At 35.9% G+C, this 21629-nt stretch carries 19 protein-coding genes; 15 read left to right on the top strand and 4 right to left on the bottom strand.

Going from position 1 to position 21629, the window contains the following annotated elements; all coding sequences use genetic code 11:
- The first annotated feature begins 39 nt into the window (after window positions 1–39).
- Window positions 40–1311: an anthranilate synthase component I family protein gene (locus CVT15_RS06975; RefSeq protein WP_107898175.1), complete on the top strand. Its 1272-nt coding sequence runs from the start codon at window positions 40–42 to the stop codon at window positions 1309–1311.
- On the opposite strand, the gene CVT15_RS06970 is transcribed toward CVT15_RS06975, so the two are convergent.
- Genes CVT15_RS06970 through CVT15_RS06955 form a run of 4 tightly spaced genes read right to left on the bottom strand, consistent with a single transcriptional unit; the run spans window position 1308 to window position 7201 of the window.
- Window positions 1308–4178 (bottom strand): response regulator, encoded by a 2871-nt coding sequence (locus CVT15_RS06970; RefSeq protein WP_107898174.1) that lies wholly within the window; start codon window positions 4176–4178, stop codon window positions 1308–1310. The genes CVT15_RS06975 and CVT15_RS06970 overlap by 4 nt on opposite strands.
- Window positions 4168–4923 (bottom strand): hypothetical protein, encoded by a 756-nt coding sequence (locus tag CVT15_RS06965; protein ID WP_107898173.1) that lies wholly within the window; start codon window positions 4921–4923, stop codon window positions 4168–4170. The genes CVT15_RS06970 and CVT15_RS06965 overlap by 11 nt, the downstream gene beginning before the upstream one ends.
- Window positions 4920–6737: an excinuclease ABC subunit UvrC gene (gene uvrC / locus CVT15_RS06960; RefSeq protein WP_107898172.1), complete on the bottom strand. Its 1818-nt coding sequence runs from the start codon at window positions 6735–6737 to the stop codon at window positions 4920–4922. Before uvrC ends, CVT15_RS06965 begins: the two co-directional genes overlap by 4 nt.
- A complete protein-coding gene (locus CVT15_RS06955) occupies window positions 6731–7201 on the bottom strand; it encodes a hypothetical protein (protein ID WP_196373519.1) in 471 nt (156 codons plus the stop codon). Before CVT15_RS06955 ends, uvrC begins: the two co-directional genes overlap by 7 nt.
- Before the next feature lie 9 nt (window positions 7202–7210).
- On the opposite strand from CVT15_RS06955, the gene CVT15_RS06950 reads away from it, so the two are divergent.
- The 14 genes from CVT15_RS06950 (at window position 7211) to CVT15_RS06885 (ending at window position 21626) form a co-directional block, all read left to right on the top strand.
- Window positions 7211–7378 carry a hypothetical protein gene (locus CVT15_RS06950; protein ID WP_021091736.1) on the top strand — a complete coding sequence of 56 codons (168 nt, stop codon included), beginning with the start codon at window positions 7211–7213 and terminating at the stop codon, window positions 7376–7378.
- Window positions 7379–7493: 115 nt separating this feature from the next.
- A complete protein-coding gene (gene nhaD / locus CVT15_RS06945) occupies window positions 7494–8882 on the top strand; it encodes a sodium:proton antiporter NhaD (protein ID WP_103577191.1) in 1389 nt (462 codons plus the stop codon).
- Window positions 8883–8892: 10 nt separating this feature from the next.
- Entirely contained in the window at window positions 8893–10425 is a 1533-nt protein-coding gene (gene guaA / locus CVT15_RS06940; RefSeq protein ID WP_103577190.1) for a glutamine-hydrolyzing GMP synthase, read from the top strand.
- 388 nt (window positions 10426–10813) lie between these two features.
- Complete coding sequence (locus CVT15_RS06935; RefSeq protein WP_103577471.1) at window positions 10814–11218, top strand: YbgA family protein; 405 nt, start codon at window positions 10814–10816, stop codon at window positions 11216–11218.
- A complete protein-coding gene (locus tag CVT15_RS06930) occupies window positions 11202–11570 on the top strand; it encodes a TIGR02328 family protein (protein ID WP_103577470.1) in 369 nt (122 codons plus the stop codon). Before CVT15_RS06935 ends, CVT15_RS06930 begins: the two co-directional genes overlap by 17 nt.
- 5 nt (window positions 11571–11575) lie before the next feature.
- Window positions 11576–11743 (top strand): hypothetical protein, encoded by a 168-nt coding sequence (locus CVT15_RS10035; protein WP_198426208.1) that lies wholly within the window; start codon window positions 11576–11578, stop codon window positions 11741–11743.
- 371 nt (window positions 11744–12114) lie between these two features.
- Complete coding sequence (locus tag CVT15_RS06920; protein WP_103577469.1) at window positions 12115–12759, top strand: cupin domain-containing protein; 645 nt, start codon at window positions 12115–12117, stop codon at window positions 12757–12759.
- Window positions 12760–12872: 113 nt separating this feature from the next.
- Window positions 12873–14033, top strand: coding sequence for a multidrug effflux MFS transporter (locus CVT15_RS06915; protein ID WP_107898171.1), 1161 nt, complete (start codon window positions 12873–12875; stop codon window positions 14031–14033).
- Entirely contained in the window at window positions 14026–14664 is a 639-nt protein-coding gene (locus tag CVT15_RS06910; protein ID WP_103577467.1) for a uroporphyrinogen-III synthase, read from the top strand. The genes CVT15_RS06915 and CVT15_RS06910 overlap by 8 nt, the downstream gene beginning before the upstream one ends.
- 232 nt (window positions 14665–14896) lie before the next feature.
- A complete protein-coding gene (purD, locus tag CVT15_RS06905) occupies window positions 14897–16141 on the top strand; it encodes a phosphoribosylamine--glycine ligase (RefSeq protein WP_103577466.1) in 1245 nt (414 codons plus the stop codon).
- Complete coding sequence (locus CVT15_RS06900) at window positions 16138–16587, top strand: RDD family protein (protein ID WP_103577465.1); 450 nt, start codon at window positions 16138–16140, stop codon at window positions 16585–16587. The genes purD and CVT15_RS06900 overlap by 4 nt, the downstream gene beginning before the upstream one ends.
- The gene (locus CVT15_RS06895) at window positions 16580–18739 is read left to right on the top strand and encodes an LPS-assembly protein LptD (RefSeq protein ID WP_103577464.1); all 2160 of its coding nucleotides are present in this window, start codon (window positions 16580–16582) and stop codon (window positions 18737–18739) included. Before CVT15_RS06900 ends, CVT15_RS06895 begins: the two co-directional genes overlap by 8 nt.
- The gene (locus CVT15_RS06890; RefSeq protein ID WP_103577463.1) at window positions 18740–19438 is read left to right on the top strand and encodes a sodium:proton antiporter; all 699 of its coding nucleotides are present in this window, start codon (window positions 18740–18742) and stop codon (window positions 19436–19438) included. It begins immediately after the preceding gene.
- Window positions 19428–21626, top strand: coding sequence for a polyribonucleotide nucleotidyltransferase (locus tag CVT15_RS06885; RefSeq protein WP_103577462.1), 2199 nt, complete (start codon window positions 19428–19430; stop codon window positions 21624–21626). Before CVT15_RS06890 ends, CVT15_RS06885 begins: the two co-directional genes overlap by 11 nt.
- Window positions 21627–21629 lie beyond the last annotated feature (3 nt).

Below are 21629 nucleotides of genomic sequence, written 5' to 3'. Positions count from 1 at the left end.
TTTTTCTTTATAATCACCCAAAAATTAAAAAGGGAAAAAATGCTTTTAGAACAGCCGCTTTTTTATTATGAAGCGATTAGAGAAAAATTTAAAAATAGCTATTTAGCTGAAGACAAGACACAGACGATAATCGGCATTGATTGCGATTATATAGATGAAAAGGATATGGATTTTTATGGACTTAGAAGTTATTTTGATACAAATCGTAATAAATCATTAGCTCCATTTGCGGGTCTATTTGGTGTTTTTGCTTATGATGGTGTGAGATATTTTGAATATATCGGAGAAGAGAAAGCTAAAAAGTACGAATTTCCAAAATTTATCTATGCCGATGCAAAAGCTTATCTACACTTTGACAAGATGAGTAAAATTTATACATTTTATGGAGATAAGAATAAATATTATGACTTTTTGCTTGATGCGAAAGTTGAATGCAAAAATAAAGAGCAGAGTAAATTTAGTATAAGAACTGATCTTAGTAAAGAAAAGAAACACTTTGAGGATATGGTTGAGTTAGCAAAAGAGTATATAAGAAGTGGCGATGTCTTTCAGGTGGTGCTTGGTGAATTACTTGAAATTTTAACGAATATGAGTAGTCTAGACTTTTATAAAAAGCTCTCACTTACAAATCCAAGCCCATATATGTTTCATTTTCCTACACCTTATGGCGATGTAGTTGGCTCTTCGCCAGAGCTTGTTTTTGAGATGAAAAGTGAGCAAATTTTTGTAGCTCCGATCGCAGGCACAAGGCCTAGAGGAAGTGATGCAAATGCTGATGCGGCACTTGAAAATGAGCTATTAAGTGACGAAAAGGAGCTAGCTGAGCACAAGATGCTAATCGATCTTGCTAGAAATGACATCGGCAGGGTTTCAGAACCAAAAAGTGTATCCGTAAAAAATGCGATGCATATCCAAAAATATGAAAAAGTAATTCATATCGTAAGTGATGTCTATGGCAAGTGCGCCAAGGGGCTTGATCTTTTTGATGTCTTAGCTAGCATCTTCCCAGCTGGCACGCTTAGCGGTGCGCCAAAGATCAGAGCGATGCAGATCATAAACGAGCTTGAAATTTCTGAGCGAAATATCTATGGCGGCGGTATTGGATTTTTACATTTTAATGGCGATGCTCAGGTTGCTATTCTTATTCGCTCAGCCATCTTTGTGCCAGGTAAAAATGGCTTTAGTGATGTATTTGTGGGGGCTGGAGCTGGTATAGTTTATGACTCAAAGAGCGAAAGAGAATACGCCGAAATTTGTCATAAGCGAGCAAGCGTACTAAATGTATTTAAAAATAACGCAAAAGAGTTTTAGGCGTTAAACTTAATAAATTCATAAGAGCTTTTAGCGTAGCTAGTGCCCATAGAATCGATTTGCTCTCTTACGGTAGCTGAAAGCTCTGCTTTTGTGATATTTTTGGCTAGCACTTTTACAAAAGAAAATTCACTTTTTTCTTGTGCGCCAAATATCAGCACTCTTGTATCAACCTTTTGGCTTTGTCTTATCTTATCAACAACTCTTGTTAGCTCTTCGTAGTTGAAGTCTTTTACGTTTTCATCTATAAGAACGATGCCATAAGTTTTATTTTTTATTTTTGTTAGTAGCTCATCAAAGCTATTTGTGGTTTCAAGTGTGTTGTAAAATTCTCCTAAAGCTGAGCTAAATATTTTATTTTCCATTGGCGATTTCTTAAATAAAATAATATTTTCGCTTTTTGCTAGATAGCTTTCGTCTATTGCAATCTCGCCAAAATTTGGCAAAAATTTTCTAAAAATTTGAGCCAGTTCGTCGCTATTTATTGGCGTTTTTATATAGGCATTGAAGTATTCTTTGACGCTCTCTCCATCTATATTTGAAGTATTTGAAAGCATTAGTATAATTGGAATTTTCGCATTTTGTATAGCTGTTTTTATAAGATCAAGATTTTTTTGAAGGCTATTTTTTTCAGCTTCGAAAAATTTCGAGCCAACAAATATAAGGTCAAAATCGCCTTGCTTTATGGCTTGTTTTAGATCTTTTTTATTACAAACCCCCACAACCTCGCAGTTAAATTTACTAAAACCACTTGCTGTTATATCTATGTAAATTTCATTAGTATCGCAGATTAAAATTTTTGGTTTATCGTTTAAATTTTTATTCATAATATCAGCTTCACCTAAGCAAAGTAGTCTTGTGATGCTTAATGGAGTTAGCGGGTCTTTTAAAATGAGCGGATTTTTAATATCTTGGCCTTGCTTATTGGTATTTCTTAAAAATATAGCATCATAATTTTTTGTAATAGATGGGCTAGTGCTTGTTAGCATATCCACTTTGAGCCCAAGGTCCTTTGTAGTCTGCTCAAAAGCTTCGTTGTAAGCGACATTTATATCTTGTAAGAATGCTAGTTTATGATCGCATTTTATATCAAAGTCTTTATAGTTTGATGTTGTTTTAAAAATGACTACAAATTTAAACTCATTGCCAATACTTGGAAACGAATTAATCTCCAGCTTGCTTTCTAAATTTTTTAAATAAATTTGAGCGATTTTTAGATAAAACTCGCTCTCATCATTATTTAAGCTATTCTCATCATCTGAAAATATATCTGAAATTTGCTTTTCGCTCATGGCAGCCGAGCTATTTTTTATGCTAAAGCTTACAGAACAAAGTCCGCTTCTATCAAACTCTTTTTGAACTTTTTTGATAGCGATGATAATATTTTGATGTCTTAAAGACATTGATAAAGATGCCAAAAAGATAGAGTTAAATGCGGTTTTTAATGAATTTAGATTTCCTTCTAGTTCATTTGTAAGGCTTGGATCAAGGTAGCTTATAAAATTTATCTTTTTGCTTTGCGAATAGACGATATTTGCTTGCAAAATTTCTTCAAAGCTTTTTTGAGGATCAAATATCTCGGTTTTATTGCATTCGCTATATTTTTTAACATTTGAGATATTTTTAGCATTGTTATAAAGCGAGGTCATGATATTTGCATTTTTTTCTATCGTGTCTATAAATACTTGCTTTTTGCTATTATTTGTTTCTATTTTTAAAGCCGCGGTCGATGTAAAAATTTCTTTATTGATAGACTCTAGCTTCTTGCTAACTGATAAAATATATCTATCTTTTATCTGAAAAAAGCTGCTATCTTTTATATAGGTTTCTTTTAGATCTTCATAAGTTTTTATGAGTTTTGATATCGCATTATCCGCACTTGCCTCTTTTGATGATAGGATATAACTCGATATGTATTTTGACTTATCGATAAGCACCTTTAAAAATTTCAACCTAGCAGAAATGCCAAGCAAAGATAAAATGAGCAAGCCACAAAGCAAAAACTCGAAAAAGGTCTTTATGCCAAAGCTTATTTTTTCACTCTCGGTAAGTTCTAGTAGCTCATTTTTTATGTTTATGGCACTATCTAATAAAAGTATAAATTTATCATCTTCATACTGTTTGATTAAGATAATATCTTCGATGTTTAGCTTCTCAGAAAATGCGATCTTGGCTTTAACTTCTCTTATCTTTTTAGTTTGATAGTTGGCTTCAAACTGGTTAAAGTCTTTGTAAATATTCTCTTTTAGCTCACTTTTTGGAAGCATATCAAGATTTGGCGTGTTGTCCTTTACGGAATATATATTTTCTCTCACATTACTGTTTATTGAAAATAAAGGACCATTTATAAAGATATTTTTTACGTAGTATTTTGTGTTGTTTGCTAAAGAGAGTTGATTGTAAATTTTACTTAAAGTTGCGGCATAAGCTTTTATTATAAGCGGAAAGTTTCGGTCTAAGTCCTGTTTAAAATCGCTATCTATTTCTCCATTTATATTTTGGAAAAATTCATAAAATAGTTCATCAAATTTATCATTTTGATTTATATTTGCTAGCAATTCTTTTAATTTATTTATATTTCGTATCTCGATACGATCGTCTTTTCTTATAGAATTTATAAATTTTTGTGTATTTTTTAAGGTGTTATCCCGCAACCTTTTTATATCTTCTTGGCTTTTGCCTATTAGAGTATCGTGCTCTTGTATTACGGATTTTATAGTTTGAAATACCAAGGATTGTTTATATAGTTTCTCATTTAGATCTTTTAGTTCTGTAAATTTTTTATAGCTTTCATTTCCGCTATATGCGCAAAAGATCGCTGAAATTATTATTGGCGCTAGTAATATATAAAATTTATTATTTTTCATAGACACTCTTTTTGCTATATTTTTTGACGATATTTTCTATCTCAATTAGTCTTTTGGTAAAAAGAGACATCTCTTTCATCTTCCCATTTTGATTGTTATCTAAAAGAGCATTAAGCTCATTTGCAAGATTATTAAGCTTTAAATTTAATGCAGCTTCCCTTATCTCATCTACGTATTTTTTGAGCATTATCTCGTCTTTTGCGATTATGGCTGATTGGATCTGGATAAGAATTTCTCTTGCGTTGTGCAAAAAGATATTTAAATAGGATGCAAAATCTTTTTTATTTAAATTTAGTATTTTAAGCGATGTTTCAAACCAGGAATCATCGATAAGTGATTGTGTCTGTGTGTCAAAAAGATACCATGCGTTTAGTTTAAAAACAGGTAGTCTTAATGTAGGTTTTACTTTTACTGCTGCTATTAGATTTTGGTTGTTTATTATGTCTTGCTTCTCTAAAAGCACGATAAAAAATTTCTCACCATTTTTTAAAATGGCATTTTGCAATCTCGCTTCCAGTAAGATCGCACCACCATCTTTTCTTTTTAAATTTACTCTAGCACTATTATCTTTCGTATTTTGTAAAAATTCCAAGAAGCTGTAGTTTGGACTTTTTTGGCTTGTTATGACTAGCTCACTTATATCTTTGTATTGCGATAAAAAATCATCTAGACTATCAAAACCCAATAGCTCAAGTGAATCTTGCGTTATCGCAGATATTTTTAAATTTTCATCATATATTATCACTTCAAATTTCCTTCTTTGAGCACTGCAAGCTTTTCTGCTACGCTTTTATTTGTTATTTTTGCCACTTCGTCTAAATTCGCTTCGCTGATTTTATCAAAACTTCCGTAAAAGCTGATTAATTTCGCGATACTTCCTTCAGATACGCCAGCTTGCTTTAGAATTGATCTTTGCATATCATTTTTCTGCCTTATTTTTCTGTGAAAGCTGATGACAAATCTATGGCTTTCGTCACGCATTTTTTGGAAAAACTGAAGCTTTTTATCGCTCGTGCTTAGGCTAAAGCTGCCATTTTTTGTGTAAATTTTATCTTTCGCCTCGCCTTTTGCGCGGTGAGCTTTGGCATCGATCTTCTCTTTTGAAATGGCTATCACATCTACGTTTGCGCCACTGCTTGCTAAAATTTCACAGGCTAAATTTAAAAGCACTTCGCCCCCGTCAATCACCCAAAGATCAGGCGGGCTAAGCTTGTCAAATCTAAGTGCTCTGGCTGTCAAACTCTCTTTCATCTGATCGTAGTCGTTTTTGGAGTTTAAGTGCATGTGGCGGTAGTTTTGCTTTGCCCACTCGCCATGCTCGTAGCGCACCATCGCTCCGACACTTGCCTCGCCAAAAAGGTGCGAGTTGTCGTAAGCCTCGACCACGTAAGGCGTGTGAGCTAGGTCAAAGTACTCTTTTATCTCGTTTAATAGCTCGTTATCGTGCGTTTTTAGGTATTTTTCGATGCTAACTTCAGCGTTTTTTGTAGCTATCTCGCAAATTTTACGCTTATCGCCTATTTTTGGGCAAGTGATGCTAAATTTACGCCCAAATCTCTCGTTTAAAATTTCCTCCACCAGCTCGCTATCTTCAAAGTCCTCATGGACGTAAATTTTGGTGCTGATTATTGGCTGACCAGCGATAAAGCTTTTTAAAATAGCCTGCTTATAAGCCTCGTTTATCTCGTCTTTTTGAGCGTTTTTAGCCTGCGTGATATCGGTTTTTACGCCTGTTATCTTGCCGCTTTGCACGCTAAATCTCACCGCGCAGATCATATCGTGCACACAAGCGACCGAGTAGGCTTCAAAGTCCTCAAGTTTAGCAAGATCAACTTCAACCTTTGTTTGCATATTTTTAAGTGTTTGTATCTTATCTCTAGTCGCGGCTGCTTGCTCGTAGTCTTCGGCTTTGGCGTAGTTTAGCATGAGCTCTTCAAGGCGAGTGATGAGTAAATTTGGATTTTGTAAGGCCGCGATAGCCTCATTTACGATCTTAGCGTAGTTTTCTTTTGAAATTTTGCCTTCACACGGGGCGTAGCAGCGTTTTAGCTGATAAAAAAGGCAAGCTTTTTTGCCTTTGATGCAGGACTTTTTCTGAACGAGATTGTAATTTAGATAAAGTGCCTCAAGTAGCTCGCTAGCTCCACTAAAATATGGCCCAAAATAGCGGATATTTGAGCCTTTTACCACCTTTCTAGTGATCTCAAATCTTGGAAAATCATCATTTAAATTTATAAAGATATAAGGGTAGGTCTTGTCGTCACGAAGCAAGATGTTGTATTTTGGCTTAAGCTGCTTGATGAATGAATTTTCAAGTATCAGCGCGTCTGCTTCGCTTGGTGTGACAATGTATTCAAGATGCACCGCCTCGCTTATCATCTTTGAAATTCTTGGGCTTAGTTTTTCAGCCGGAGCTAGGCTTGGGGTAAATTTAAAGTAGCTTTTGACCCTATTTTTTAAAATTTTGGCCTTGCCAACGTATAAGAGTCTATTTTGTGCGTCAAAATACTGGTATACGCCAGGCTCGTTTGGAAGCGTTCTGATCTCGTCTATTAGCATCTTGCCTGCTCATTTTTCTTGAGCAAAATTTCTCTTAGCTCTTCAAATTTTTGGTGTATTTGCTCGTCTTTTGCTAAATTTTTAAAATTACCTTTGCTAGCTGGCGCATAAAAGATGGCACTTTGCTCTTTTTGATTAAAAAATTTTAAAAATTTGCTCACGACAAATCTTATATTTTCTTCTTTTTTATTTTTTGTATAGTTGATTTCGTTAAGAGGTTTTGGAGTAAGAATGCTGTTAAAAACGCTATTTTTATTAAAATTGCAAAAGGTTTTTAATAACCTTTTTATATCATTTATACTACTATCACGCCTAAGCTCTAAAAGCCCAGTGGGATGAGTAAGAACAAAGGTCAAAACACCTTCTCTAACGTAGCAAAAAGCTATATAAAATCGTTTTGCTTTCCCCATAAGCTCTAAAAGCTGTTGGCACTCATTTGCCATGCTTAATTTTTCTTTATACAAAGGATTTTCGTGAATAGTATTTATCAAAAATTTAGCGTTTTTCATGGGCTTATCTTATCATCTTTTATTTTAATTTTTACTCTTTTTGCATTTAGCGGTTGTGGCTATAAAGATGATCCATTTTATGGAAATGCTCCCGTAAAAGAAAAGAAAACTGATAAGATAAACAAAATCTAGTAAAATTTTCGTATTTAAATAAAAATGTAATGTAAGCTTAATAATTTTAACTAACCTAATTTTTAGGCTCATTTAAGTAATATACCAAGATTTTTTATTCTACAAGGAGAGTATAATGAGGTTTTTTGGACTTCTAGGCTTGTTTTTCGCGATGGCTTTTGGTGCTGATGGAGAAACCGCAGCTATTGACTTAACTACTACGTGGGCAGGAATTTTATCACTTATAATTTTTATTGTTGGATATTTTTTCATAGCAGCAGAAGAAAATTTCCATATCGACAAAGCAAAACCTGCTATCTTTATCGGTACGTTTATGTTCCTGCTTATCGGCGTTTATATGCTTATAAATGGCATGGATGTGCATTCGCTTGAACATGAGGTAAATCACCTGATTTTAGAGATCGCTCAGATTGTATTTTTCTTGATGGTGGCGATGACTTTTATCGAAGCACTTATCGAAAGAGATGTATTTAATGCACTTAAATATAATCTCGTATCAAAAGGCTATACTTATAGAAAGCTGTTTTGGCTAACTGGTATTTTGGCATTTTTTATAAGCCCAGTAGCTGATAACCTAACAACAGCGCTTATTCTTTCAACCGTTCTTCTAACAATAGATAGAAATAATACAAATTTTTTAGTTGCTGGTGCGATAAACATTGTCGTTGCAGCAAATGCAGGTGGAGCATGGAGTCCGTTTGGCGATATCACTACGCTTATGGCTTGGGCTGCTGGAAAAGCACCATTTGTCGACTTTTTCGCACTTTTTCCAGCATCTATCGTAGGTTGGTTTGTAACGGCATTTTTACTTTCTCGCGTGGTGCCAAGTACTGCACCGCATTTTGACGTAGCAAACGAGCCAAAAGTGGTTATGAAAAAGGGCGGTAAAGCGGTTATTTTTATAGGTGCATTTACTATCTTTTGTGCTGTTATGATGCACCAGCTTTTTCACTTACCAGCGATGTGGGGAATGATGTTTGGCTTCTCACTACTTAGTCTTTATACTTACTATTTTAAAAAAGCTCACAAAAGCGAAGAGCCAATGCATGTATTTCACTATATGTCAAAGATCGAAAACAATACACTATTTTTCTTCTTTGGAATTTTAGCTGCAGTTGGCGCTCTTCATTTTGCTGGATTTTTAAATTACGCTGTATCACTTTATGATAAATTTGGCTCAACTGCTGTAAATATCGGCGTTGGCTTCCTTTCAGCGATCGTTGATAATGTTCCAGTTATGTCAGCTGTTTTGAAAGCAAATCCAGCAATGGGAGCTGATGCAGGCGAGGCAATGAGTCAGTGGCTATTAGTGACACTAACTGCTGGTATTGGCGGTTCGATGATCAGCTTTGGTTCAGCAGCTGGTGTTGGAGTAATGGGTAAATTAAAAGGAATTTATACCTTTGGCGCACATATGAAATACGCTTGGATGGTGGTTCTAGGATATATCGTATCGATCATTGTTTGGTATGTGCAGTTTGAAATTTTTCATATCTATTTTTAAAAGGTTATAAATGAACAATACGATTATAGTTTTGGATTTTGGTTCGCAATACACTCAGCTAATAGCTAGAAGGCTAAGAGAAGAGGGCGTCTACACTGAAATTTTGCCATTTAATGCAAAGCTTAGTGAGATAAAGGCGAAAGAGCCAAAAGGTATCATTTTAAGTGGCGGCCCAGCTAGTGTTTATGCTAAAGATGCTTATTTTTGTGATAGTGGTGTCTTTGAGCTAAACATCCCTATACTTGGCGTTTGCTACGGTATGCAGCTACTTGCTCACACACATGGGGCTGAGGTTTTAGCGGCTGATCAAAAAGAGTATGGCAAGGCCGAGCTTAACGTTATTAAAGAGCATGAGCTATTTAAAGATACACCTTCAAAACAAATCGTATGGATGAGCCATAGTGACTACGTAAAGGACTTGCCAGAAGGTTTTGAAGTGATCGCTATTAGTGAAAATTCGCCTTATTGTGCTTTTGGCGATGATAAACGTAAATTTTATGCAATCCAGTTTCACGCAGAGGTGCAACACAGCGAATATGGCACGCAAATTCTAAAGAATTTCGCTAAATATATCTGCGGTTGCGAGAGCACTTGGAATATGGGAAGCTTCGCTAAAAATAAGATAGAAGAGATAAGAAAAACAGTAGGCACTCATAAGGTACTTTGTGCAGTTAGCGGTGGCGTGGATAGCTCCGTGACTGCGGCACTTTTAGCGGCCGCCGTGCCTGAAAATTTGATCCTTGTCTTTGTTGATAACGGACTTCTTAGAACAAACGAAAGAGAGCAAGTTGAAGCTACATTTAGAACAAAGCTTGGCGTTGAGCTAGTTAGCATAGATGCGAGCGAGACCTTCCTTGGTCGCTTAGCTGGTGTAGTTGATCCTGAGAAAAAGCGCAAGATCATAGGTGAGACCTTTATAGAAATTTTTGAACAAGAGGCTAAGAAGCATGGCGATGTGAAATTTTTAGCTCAAGGCACTCTTTATACTGATATCATCGAAAGCTCCGTAGTTGGATCAAGCAAGACGATAAAGAGCCACCACAACGTTGGAGGCTTGCCTGATTGGATGACATTTGAGCTTATAGAACCGCTAAGAGAAATTTTTAAAGACGAGGTTAGAAAGCTAGGTCTTGAGCTTGGACTAAGCCGGGATCTAGTCTTCCGCCACCCTTTTCCGGGACCTGGCCTTGCTATCCGCATCATGGGCGAAGTAAATAAACCAAGCCTAGAGCTACTTCGCAAAGCTGATGTGATCTTGCGTGATGAGCTAAAAAGTACTGGTTGGTATAACAAAACTTGGCAGGCTTTCTGCGTACTTTTAAATGTAAATTCTGTCGGAGTAATGGGCGATAACCGCACCTATGAAAACGCTGTTTGCGTGCGCGTGGTAGATGCGAGTGATGGCATGACTGCAAGCTTTTCAAGGCTTCCTTATGATCTACTTGAAAACGTAAGCCGCCGCATCATAAACGAGGTAAACGGTATAAACCGCGTAGTTTACGATATCTCAAGCAAGCCACCTGCAACTATTGAGTGGGAATAGAGTAAAAATATTTTTGCTGTAAAACCGTTGAAAATACAATATTGCAACGGTTTATTGAAGCAAAAAGCTCCTTAGTGATACTGTTTTGATACTAAAAATGAGAAAAAGTAGGTTTAAGAGGGAGTTTTAAATTTAGATAAATTGTTTAGAAAGCCTTCCATTATTTTGCTGGGAGGCTTTTGTGGAAACAGCGGTTGATAAATTTGAATTTGAAGAGGTTATAGCAATGAAACTTCTTTGCATCGGAGACCACTTTAACATACAGTAATGCGGGATATTCATTTATACCTGACCTAAATAAAAATTTAAATGCTATTAATAAATGCTTAAATGGTGGTACATTATATGGGATTTATTTTAGTTTGAATATTTTTAAAGAGGTGTCAATATGAGACACAAAGATACAAAAATAGAATGTGAAGAGTTATGGGCAAAAAATAAATATTTTGTACTAAGCAAATCGCATAAAGCATATTTGGAGATAAGGGCGTATTTGAGGGAAAAAGAACCGGATGTTTTATGGATAAATAAAAAAATACAGGAAACAAGAGATATGAAGGAGAGTAAAAAAGATTTTAGTAATGCCATTCTTCACATATGGGGATATTTCAAAAAAAATGCAAGTACAGTTGAAAAACAGGCATTATTTGATATATTAAATGAATATATGGAGGGGAAAAATAATCAAGATGTTGTAATTGAATACATTAACACTTTACTAAAAAGATACCCTAATGAATATTTAGAAAAATCAACCTTCTTAACAGGAGAAAAATATGAGACTATGGCATGAAAAACTTATCCACTTATTGCCCAAAAGTCAGCTGCTTGGACAACATAGGGAATGTTGTGCTTTGAGGGGCAATGGATGGAAAAAGAAACATAAAACTGTGGACTATGTGTTTACATATTCCCCGTATCATCTTTTTATTTACCATGTATTGGTTATGGAGGAGATGGAAAAAAGGGGATATAATGTTTCTGTGGAATGGAAAGATAAAAATTATAGAGGAAGGACGGCAGAAAAGTACAATAATCTTAAAGAGGAAATTATAAGCAGTCCAATTTACAAAGAGCATAATATTGAATATCTGGCTGATTGCATAGAAAATTTAAGAAATAAAGGTATACATTTAAAAGTATAGAAGTTGTGGAAGAGCAAATTGATATAAAAATAAAAAAAGTTGAAGATGAACTGGAAAAGGAAGGTGCATCAAGAGAGATATTATATGACCTTTCAGAATGGTTTGGAATGCCGGAAAGCACAGAAGAGTATATTTGTGATTCACAGAAAAATATTTTCTTGCTTGTCATATAAAATGATGAGTCGGTTGGTTTTGTTGTATTAACCTCAACCAGCAAGGATTGTGCAGATATTTTTTGTAATTGGCATAAAAAATTCCATCAAATGGGTATTGGATCAGTACTTAACGAAGCTTACGAAACTACGGCAAGGAAGCCGGGCTATGCATATTAAAAACAGAAACTAAAAAGATACCGTTATAGAATCAAAGAAACAAATATGATATGGTAATTATTGAGTGGCCAAATTCCTTTATGGAATTTTCTGTAAAGGGAACTTCTTGATATGCACTAGTTTTAATTAGGATATATTTTCTCTTTTTATTAACATTGGTCAATGAAATTTGGCTCTTAACCTTTTATAATTTTGCAAAAAAAGGATATAAAATGAGTCAAATCTATAGTCTAGACAAAGACACAAGTATAGTAGAAAAAAGCGTCGTTAGTAAAAGGCTCTTTCAAAACAAAAACGCAAGCGTCGATATATACGCATTTGACGAGGACGAGGAGCTAGATCATGAGATGCTGTTTTGCGACAGCCTCGCATGGGTTGTGGAGGGTGGTGCTAGCCTATACTACGGCGAAAAGCAGATACATATATGCAATGAGCAAGCTTGCCTGATAGAGAAAAAAGTGTGGCGCAAGCTAGTTTTTAACGAACCAACGAAATATATTTCAATTGATTTTAAGGAGGATTTAATGATAGATCATTTACCTAAGGCAGCTATTTTTAGCTTAGTTGATGCAGTGGAATACGAAAAAGGCAAAATCGTGAGCAAAACGCTCGTAAAGAACGAAAACGGCTCAATGTCATTACTTAGTTTTGACACAGACCAAGAGCTCTCAACTCACGCAGCTCCAGGCGATGCACTACTTATCGCACTTGATGGCGAGATGAAGCTAACTATTGGTGATGAACATTTTGATATCAAAAAAGGCGATACCATAGTGCTTCCAGGCAAAATACCACACGGATTAAAGATAAAAGATAAATTTAAAATGCTCTTAATCGTTACTAAAGACAAAATGTAATACTAAGCCCTAATTTTGGGGCTTTTATATTTTATAAATCACGTTAAATTTACCCTTAATAACCCAAAAAGCAAAGTCATAATATAATCTCTTTTAAAATTTAAAGAAAAACTATGAAAAAAGAAAATTCCAAACTATTTTTATTGCTATTTTTAGGTGCTCTCTCTGCCTTTGGACCATTTGTGACAGATCTTTATTTGCCAGCACTTCCGGCTATTACTGAGTGGTTTAAAACAAGCGTTACAGCTACACAATTAACGATCACGACATCGATGGCAGGCTTAGCCATAGGTCAGCTCATAGTTGGTCCAATAAGCGATAAATTTGGCCGAAAATTGCCCCTTACCATCTCGCTCATCGTCTATACTATAAGCACTATTTTTATATTTTTTGCACAAAATATCCAGTTTTTTATCTTTATGAGAATTATTCAAGGGCTTGCAAGTGCCGGCAGCTTAGTCATCTCAAGGGCTGTTGTGAGTGATCTTTATAAGGGTCATGAAATGACTAAATTTTTTAGTCTTATGATGGTTGTAAATGGTCTTGCTCCGATACTCTCGCCAATTGGTGGCAGCTTGCTACTTAAATTTACCGACTGGCGTGGTATCTTTATGGCACTTACTATCATTGGTATTTTGCTTTTTATAGCAAATTTTTATTTCAAAGAGAGCTTAAGTCAGTCAAATCGCTTAAAAATGCCTTTGCTAGTGACTTATAGTGTTTTTGGCAAAATTTTAAGAAAGAAAAAATTTATGCTTTTTGTAAGCATTCAGACATTTGCGATGGGTGCGATGTTTGCCTATATAGCGTCATCTTCGTTTATATTTCAAGAATTTTATTCTTTAAGTCCAGTAAGCTATAGCTTTTGCTTTGCTTCAAATGGTTTAGGACTTGTTATAGGAGCAAGGCTTGCTAGTCTTTTAAATGAGAGAAAAGCGCTCAAAACTGGACTTTTTGGCACCTTGTTTGCTAGCGTTTTTATTGCTTTCATGCTTTGTTTTAAATTTGAAGTGATCGGCATCATTATCGCATTTTTCTTATTACTTCTTTTTACAGGATTTGTCTTGCCAACTGCTTCATCGCTAGCCATGAATGAAGGCAGAGAATACGCAGGCTCAGCCTCAGCGATACTTGGATTTTGCCCATTTTTTTTAGGTGGCGTAGTCTCTCCGCTAGTTGGGCTTGGTGATATATTTTATTCGACTTCTATTGTTATTTTAGCTTGCACATTACTTGCGTTGATATCATTTTTTAGGTTAAAAAGAGTTGCGTAAAATTTATCTTATTTCAAATACAAAAACGACTGATGAGAGCATTGTAAATTTAAGCGTTAGCAAGATAGAGTTTTTAAAATTTGAACTAAATTTAAGCGGCTATGACGTGCTGGTAGCCACTTCTAAAAATGCTTTTAATGCATTAAAATTTAACAATATAAAAGCTATAAATTTGCCAGTCTTTGCCATCGCAAATAGTTGTGCGGCAGCCGCAAGAGAGTTTGGATTTAGTGAAATTTATACCGGAAAGAACGCTCACGGAGATGACTTCGCAAGAGAAATTTTGCTACTTTTAAAAGGCAAAAAAGTTCTTTATCTAAAAGGTAAAGATAGTGCTTCAAATTTCTTAGAAATTTTGCAAAATGGCGGCGTAAATATAAAAGCGATTGTCGCCTATGAAAATGTCTTAAATCCTTGCAAAATGGAGCTAAAACCACCAAAAAATAGCATTTTGATCTTTGCTTCTCCGCTAAATGTCAAAAATTTTCTTAATAATTTTGGTTGGGATGAGAGCTATCAAGCGATAAGCATTGGAAAGGTCACTGCAAAAGAGCTAAAATTTACCGAGCCAATAGTGAGCCAAAGTCAAGATATAAACGCCTGTATCGCGCTTGCCAAAACATTACTTTAAGCAAAGAATTTATATAATTTTATTGCCTGAGTGAAGCGAGTCAGCATTTTACGGGGTCCAACACTTTTTTGTTAGCGAAAAGGTATGGGTGCCTTGTGATGTGGCTTCGTTTGAGTCTGAAAAGGCGAGAAGTTGCAACCGTTTGGTATCCATCTATTTGCAAGATTGGCTTTGTTTATGGGCCACTCTTCTATGCGACGCCCACTCGGGTTTTTAAATTTACGGAGATGAAATGAATATTCTCATAATAGGAAGTGGCGGCCGCGAATACGCCATTGCTCTAAAACTAAAAAAAGAAAAAAATATAAATTTATACTTTGCACCGGGAAATGGTGCGACCTCACGCCTTGGCGAGAATTTAAAGATAAAAGACTTTTATGAGCTTGCAAAATTTGCTAAACAAAATGATATTGCCCTAACTATCGTAGGGCCTGAAGCACCGCTTAGTGAAGGCGTAGTGGATATCTTTAAAAAAGAGGGCTTGCTTATATTTGGACCAAGCAAGGCAGCTGCTAGACTTGAGGCTAGCAAGGCGTATATGAAGGATTTTTTAGCTAGAAATAATATAAAAACCGCAAGATATTTAAACACAGATGATAAAGAAAAAGCATTTAAATTTATTGATACCTTAAGCGCGCCGATGGTCGTAAAAGCTGACGGACTTTGCGCTGGAAAAGGCGTTATAATCGCAAATTCTAAAGAGGAAGCCAAAGAGGCAGTTAGTGACATGCTAAGCGGAGCTAGCTTTGGTGATGCTGGTAAATTTGTGGTAGTTGAAGAGTTTTTGGACGGCTTTGAACTAAGCTTTTTTGCCATTTGCGATGGCGAAAATTTTGTAAGCTTGCCAGTGGCACAAGACCACAAACGCCTACTTGACAACGATGAAGGTCCAAATACTGGTGGCATGGGTGCTTATGCTCCAAGTCCACTTGCTTCAAAAGAGCTGATAAAAAGGGTCGAAGAAGAGGTTGTAAAGCCAACTTTAAAAGGAATGAAAAACGAGGGCAGTCCGTTTTGTGGAGTACTTTTTGTGGGACTGATGATCGTGAAAAATGAGCCTTATGTGCTTGAGTTTAACGTCAGATTTGGCGATCCTGAGTGCGAAGTATTGATGCCATTAATTGACGGAAATCTAAGCGAAATTTTACTAAATGCTGCAAAGGGCGAGCTAAAGCCTATTAGCTTAAAAGATGAATTTGCAGTTGGTGTCGTAATGGCTAGTAAGGACTATCCGTATAAAAGTAGTCCAAAAGCTAAAATTTCAGTTTTAAATGATGTAAAAGATGTTCACATCGCTTATGCTGGTGTTAGCGAGCAAAATGGAGAAATTTATGCAGATGGTGGCAGAGTATTAGTCTGCGTGGCCACTGCGAAGAGCATAAAAGAGGCACGTGATAGAGCTTATGAGCTTTGCGAAAATGTAAAATTTGACGGAGCACATTATAGAAAAGATATTGCCTGGCAGGCATTAAAATGAGTATGCAGATAATTGAAAAACTTGAAAAAGAAGAAATTTCGCTAGCGCCATTTTCAAAAAGAGTGCTAGCTTACTCAATTGATGAATGTATTGTTTCTTTTTTGTTTTTGATCATTTACTGGGATGCCTTTTTGTCGGTTATGAGCTATGATGAAGCCAGAAATTTGACCTTAAATTTCTTTTGGCAAATAGTCTCACTAAAGATTATTTATCATGCATTTTTTGTTTGGTATTATGGTGCGAGTCTTGGGCAAATGCTAACAAAGACGATGTGTATTAATGTAGAAATTTTAGATAGACCAAATTTTATTTCAAGCCTAGTAAGGGCGATTTTTAGGTTAGTTAGTGAAGCTTGTTTTTATCTTGGTTTTGCATGGGCATTTGCAAATCCAGCTAGGCAGACTTGGCAAGACAAAATAGCAAAAACAGTGGTGATAAATGCGTAAAATTTTATTTTTAGTTCCGGTTTGTATTTTAAATCTAAGTGCAGCAGTGCAAGATGTGCAGCTATTAGCTGATGATGTGAAGCAAGATAAAGGCATTGTCACGGCCAATAAAAATGTTGTTGTGTATTCACAAGATTACCTTGTGACAGCTGATTGTGCAGTTTATGATCAAAATGATTCGGTTATCGAGCTATTTGGTAACGTCAACATGATGAAGGGCAAGAGTGAAGTCTCTCGCTCAAACTATGCAAAGCTAAATTTAAAAAATAATGACACTGCTTTTGAGTCGCTTTTTATGATGAATAAAGACATGGAAGTATGGATGAGAAGCAATGAAAGTAGCTCTGATAGTGAGTACTATAGAGTTAAAAAAGCGATGGTTTCAAGCTGTAATGTCCAAGATCCTGACTGGAGTATCACTTCAAGCTCAGCTATGCTAAATAAACAAAGCAAATTTTTACATCTTTTTAACCCAGTCTTTCGTATAGCTAATGTGCCAGTTTTTTATTTGCCATATTTTGGTTTTTCAACAGATACCACAAGAAGAACAGGTCTTTTGCCGCCTGAGCTTGGATACGGAAAATCTGAAGGTTTTTATTACAAGCAGCCGATTTATTTTGCACCTTATAATGAGTGGGACTTCGAGCTTGATCCGCAGATAAGAACAAACAGAGGTGCTGGAATTTATGGTGCGTTTAGATTTACTGAGTCGCCTGATTCAAGGGGCGAAATCAGCTTTGGCTCATTTACTGATAAAAACAGCTACCAAGCCAAGCAAAAAGGAGAGACTTCAAATAAAGCTGAACTAAAAAATAAAACACATAAAGGCATTGGACTAAAATACGAAAGAGATAAGCTTATAAGATACCTTAGTGAAGCTGATTTACAAGAGGGAATTTGGATAGATGCAACGAAGCTAAATGATATAGATTATTTAAATTTAAAGGGCAGGGATGATGATTATGATTCGCTTGTAACTTCTAAATTTAACTACTTCATCGCAAATGACGATCATTATTTTGGTGCTTATGCAAAATACTACATAGACACTGAAAAGATTGGCTCAAAAAATGAGAACAAAGACACGCTTCAAGAGCTTCCATCGCTTCAGTATCATAAATTTACAGATAATATTGTCTTGCCAAATATCTTATATTCACTCGATCTTCAGTCACATAGATATGATAGAAAGATAGGCGTTAGAGCGACTCAGTATGAATTTACACTTCCAGCTTCAGTGCATGTGCCACTGCTTGATGATAGCTTAACATTTTCATTTTATGAGTATCTATACGCTTCAAGAATAAATTACGAGAATAAGATAAATTCATTTGATGATAAAAGAGAAGATAAGCATACAAATTTTGTAAATAATTACCACAAATTTACCATTCACACTGATCTTGCAAAAGCGTATGAAAGCTTTTATCACACTTTAAATTTTGGAGCTGAATACCTACTGCCAGGCTATAGAAAAGGAAATTTAGATGATGAGTTTATCTATGATAAAAATCTAAATGAGTATGAAAATTTCTTGACTCAAGGGCAGAGCAAGGAAGAAATTTCTGGTTATCTGACTCAGTATTTCTTTAACTCTAATGGTAGAAAGATTATAAAACATAGTATTTCTCAAGGATATTACACAAAAGAAGATGAATATTCGAATTTAAAAAATGCTATCTATCTATATCCATTTGAAAATTTAAGCCTTTATAATAAGCTTGAGTATTCACACAAGAGTAAAGAGCTTAAAAAGGTACAAAGCGGATTTTCATACACAAATGATTTATTTTGGCTAAATATGCTTCATACGATGAAGAAAAATGATAGCAAAATAAAAAATAGTGCAACAAAAGATAGCTATTTTACCAGTGGTCTTGGAGTAAAATTACCTCATCAATACAGCCTTATTGGCGGCTGGCAATATGATATTGAGCGAAGCTACACAAAAAGCTGGAGAGTTGGCGTGCTTCATCAAAGAAAATGCTGGAATTACGGGATAATTTATCAACAAGATGTCGAGCCAACAACAACAATAAACGGCTCAGCATCAACTAGAAAAAATGGTATTTATTTCACGATAAATTTCTATCCAATGGGCGGTTTGCACTATGACTTTTCGCAAAGCAGTACAAAATCGAGTGCCAACTAAATGATAACGGCTAAATTTAAGGATCAATTAGAGGCAGCTAGCAAGCTAATTGAAATTTTGCCAAAAAAAGAGCTCGTAGATAAAAAGACGATAGTTGTTTGTATGTCTCTTGAGTCAGTTATACTCACAGATGCAGTTTGTAGAAGTTTAAATTTAAGCTACGAGATGCTCTTTAGCGAGCCAATACCTGCGCCAAATAATAGCGAATGCGACGTTGCAATAGTTAGTGAGACAGAAGATATAGTATTAAACGATAAGCTTATAAAAGCTTTTAATATAAGCTATGACTATATTTATGGCGAAGCGCATAGAAAATATGAAGAAAAAATTTTAAAAAACGTTTATAAATACCGAAAAGGAAATTTGATAGGAGAGCTAAAAGATAAAAATATTTTACTAATCGATGAGGGGTGCGAGACTGGTATGACGGCACTCATTTGCATAAAGACGTTGCTTGATGTGAAGGTAAAATCCATCTCATACGCGACGCCAGTGATTGCTACTGATGTCTTTACAAATTTAAATGATATGGTCGATGAAATTTACACGATAAATAAGATAGTCGATTTTATCGATGTGGATTCGTATTACGAGAAAAAGATCGAAGCTACGAGTGAGCGTATCATGTCAATATTAGAAGAGAGCCCTCATTATTTGCCGTTACAAAAACAACAAGGAGATAAAAATAATGCAATATAGTATAGAAGTCAATAATCAGGTTGAAATTTTTGATCTTAATAAAGTAGCAAAACAAGCTAGCGGAGCAGTGCTTTTAAGGGTAAAAAATACCGTCGTTTTAGCAACTGTTGCCAGAGAAGACACACAAGTTGAGGAGGATTTTTTACCTCTAACGGTGCAGTACATCGAAAAAGCTTACGCCGCTGGTAAAATTCCTGGCGGTTATGTTAAGCGCGAGACAAAGCCAGGCGACTTTGAAACGCTAACAGCTCGCATCATCGATAGATCTCTTAGACCGCTCTTTCCAAAAGGTTATGCTTATCCAACTCAAATAGTTGTAATGGTACTTTCAGCCGATCCTGAGGTTGATTTACAAGTTGTAAGTCTAAATGCGGCTTCAGTTGCACTATATCTTAGCGACATCCCAGTAAATCGCCCAGTATGTGGTGTTAGAGTTGGTTACATAGATGAAAAATTTGTGATCAATCCAAGCAACTCTGAACTAAAACAAAGTGCGATAGATCTTTATGTAGCTGGCACAAAAGGTGAGCTTTTGATGATCGAGATGAGAAGCTTGCCTCAGCAAACTACGCAGCTTATCCCGATGGTTGCGATCGAGCCGATGATAGATCCAAGCTTAAGTGATAGTATGGCTCAAAAACAGCTGATGAATGAATTTAGCGAAGATATGATGGTTGAGGCGATTGATTTTGCTGGTAAGGCGATACTAAGAGCTAGCAGTGCTTACGAAGAAGCTTTCAAAGAGCATAAGAAAGAGGACGCTGCGCTTGAGCTAAAACCTGAGATAGAAAATGAAAATATCGCTATTTACATCGATAAATTTTATAAAGCTGAAGTCAAAAATGCTATCAATCAAATGGCAAAAAGCGAGCGCGCGAGCGAACTTAGCAAGATCGCGAAACAAATTTCAAGCGATGAGGTCGCTCAAAAAGAGGGCTGGGATGAGGCTGTCATCACAAATGTCCTTGGCAAATATAAAAAGAAAATCGTTAGAGAGCAGATCATAAACGAGGGTGTAAGGGCCGATGGACGTGGTCTTGAAGAGGTTAGGCCTATTAGTATCGAAACAAATGTGCTTCCAAATGCACATGGCTCATGCCTCTTTACAAGAGGACAGACACAAGCCCTAGTTGTCACTACTCTTGGCACTGACAGTGACGCTCAAATGTATGACATCCTAACTGAAAAAGTACCTTTTGTAGAGAAATTTATGTTTAACTACAACTTTCCAGGCTTTAGCGTAGGTGAGGCAAGTCCACTAAAAGCTCCTGGTAGACGTGAGCTTGGACATGGAAATTTAGCCAAACGTGCCCTTGCGCCAAGTATCGATCTAGCTTCGCCATACACAATAAGAGTCGTTTCAGAAATTTTAGAGAGTAACGGCTCAAGCTCTATGGCTAGCGTTTGCGGTGGCTCGCTTGCACTTAGAGCAGCTGGCGTAAATACTTTAAAACTTGTCGCTGGTGTCGCTATGGGATTAATATTTGAAGGCGATAAACACGCAGTGCTAACAGATATCATGGGACTTGAAGATCACGATGGCGATATGGACTTTAAAGTAGCAGGTACAAGCGATGGTATCACAGCACTTCAGATGGATATTAAGCTTGGTGGCATTAGTTTAGAAGTGCTAAAAGAGGCACTTTATCAAGCAAAACGTGGTAGAGAGCATATCTTATCTTTGATGACAGAAGCTGATAAAAATATAGAAATAAATGAAGATGTGCTTCCAAAGCTTGAGCTATTTAGTGTTGATCCAAGCAAAATTGTAGACATCATCGGACAAGCTGGAAAAACCATAAAAGAGATCATTGAAAAATTTGAAGTTTCAATCGATCTTGATAGAGAAAAAGGCGAGGTAAAAATCGCTGGTGGAGCAAAGAAAAATGTCGATGCCGCAAAAGATTACATCATCTCTATCACTTCAAAAGACAATGGACGTTCATTTGGCAAAAAGCCGTTTAAACACGACAAAGAGCGTTCAAAACCAAATTTTAATATCGGTGATGAGTTTTTTGGAACTGTAAAGAGTGTGGTTGATTTTGGTGTGTTTATCGAGCTAAAAGATGGCATTGATGGCTTGCTTCATATCTCGAAGATAAAAGCTCCATTAAATGTAGGTGATCAGGTCAAAGTATGTGTGAGCGAGCAAAAAGGAAATAAAATTTCGCTCTCTTTGGTTGAATAAATT

The sequence above is a fragment of the Campylobacter concisus genome (genome assembly GCF_003048595.2).
Taxonomy (GTDB): domain Bacteria; phylum Campylobacterota; class Campylobacteria; order Campylobacterales; family Campylobacteraceae; genus Campylobacter_A; species Campylobacter_A concisus_L.
The sequence above is the reverse complement of the archived record's forward strand: the minus strand, read 5'-3'. Positions and strand labels throughout refer to the sequence as shown.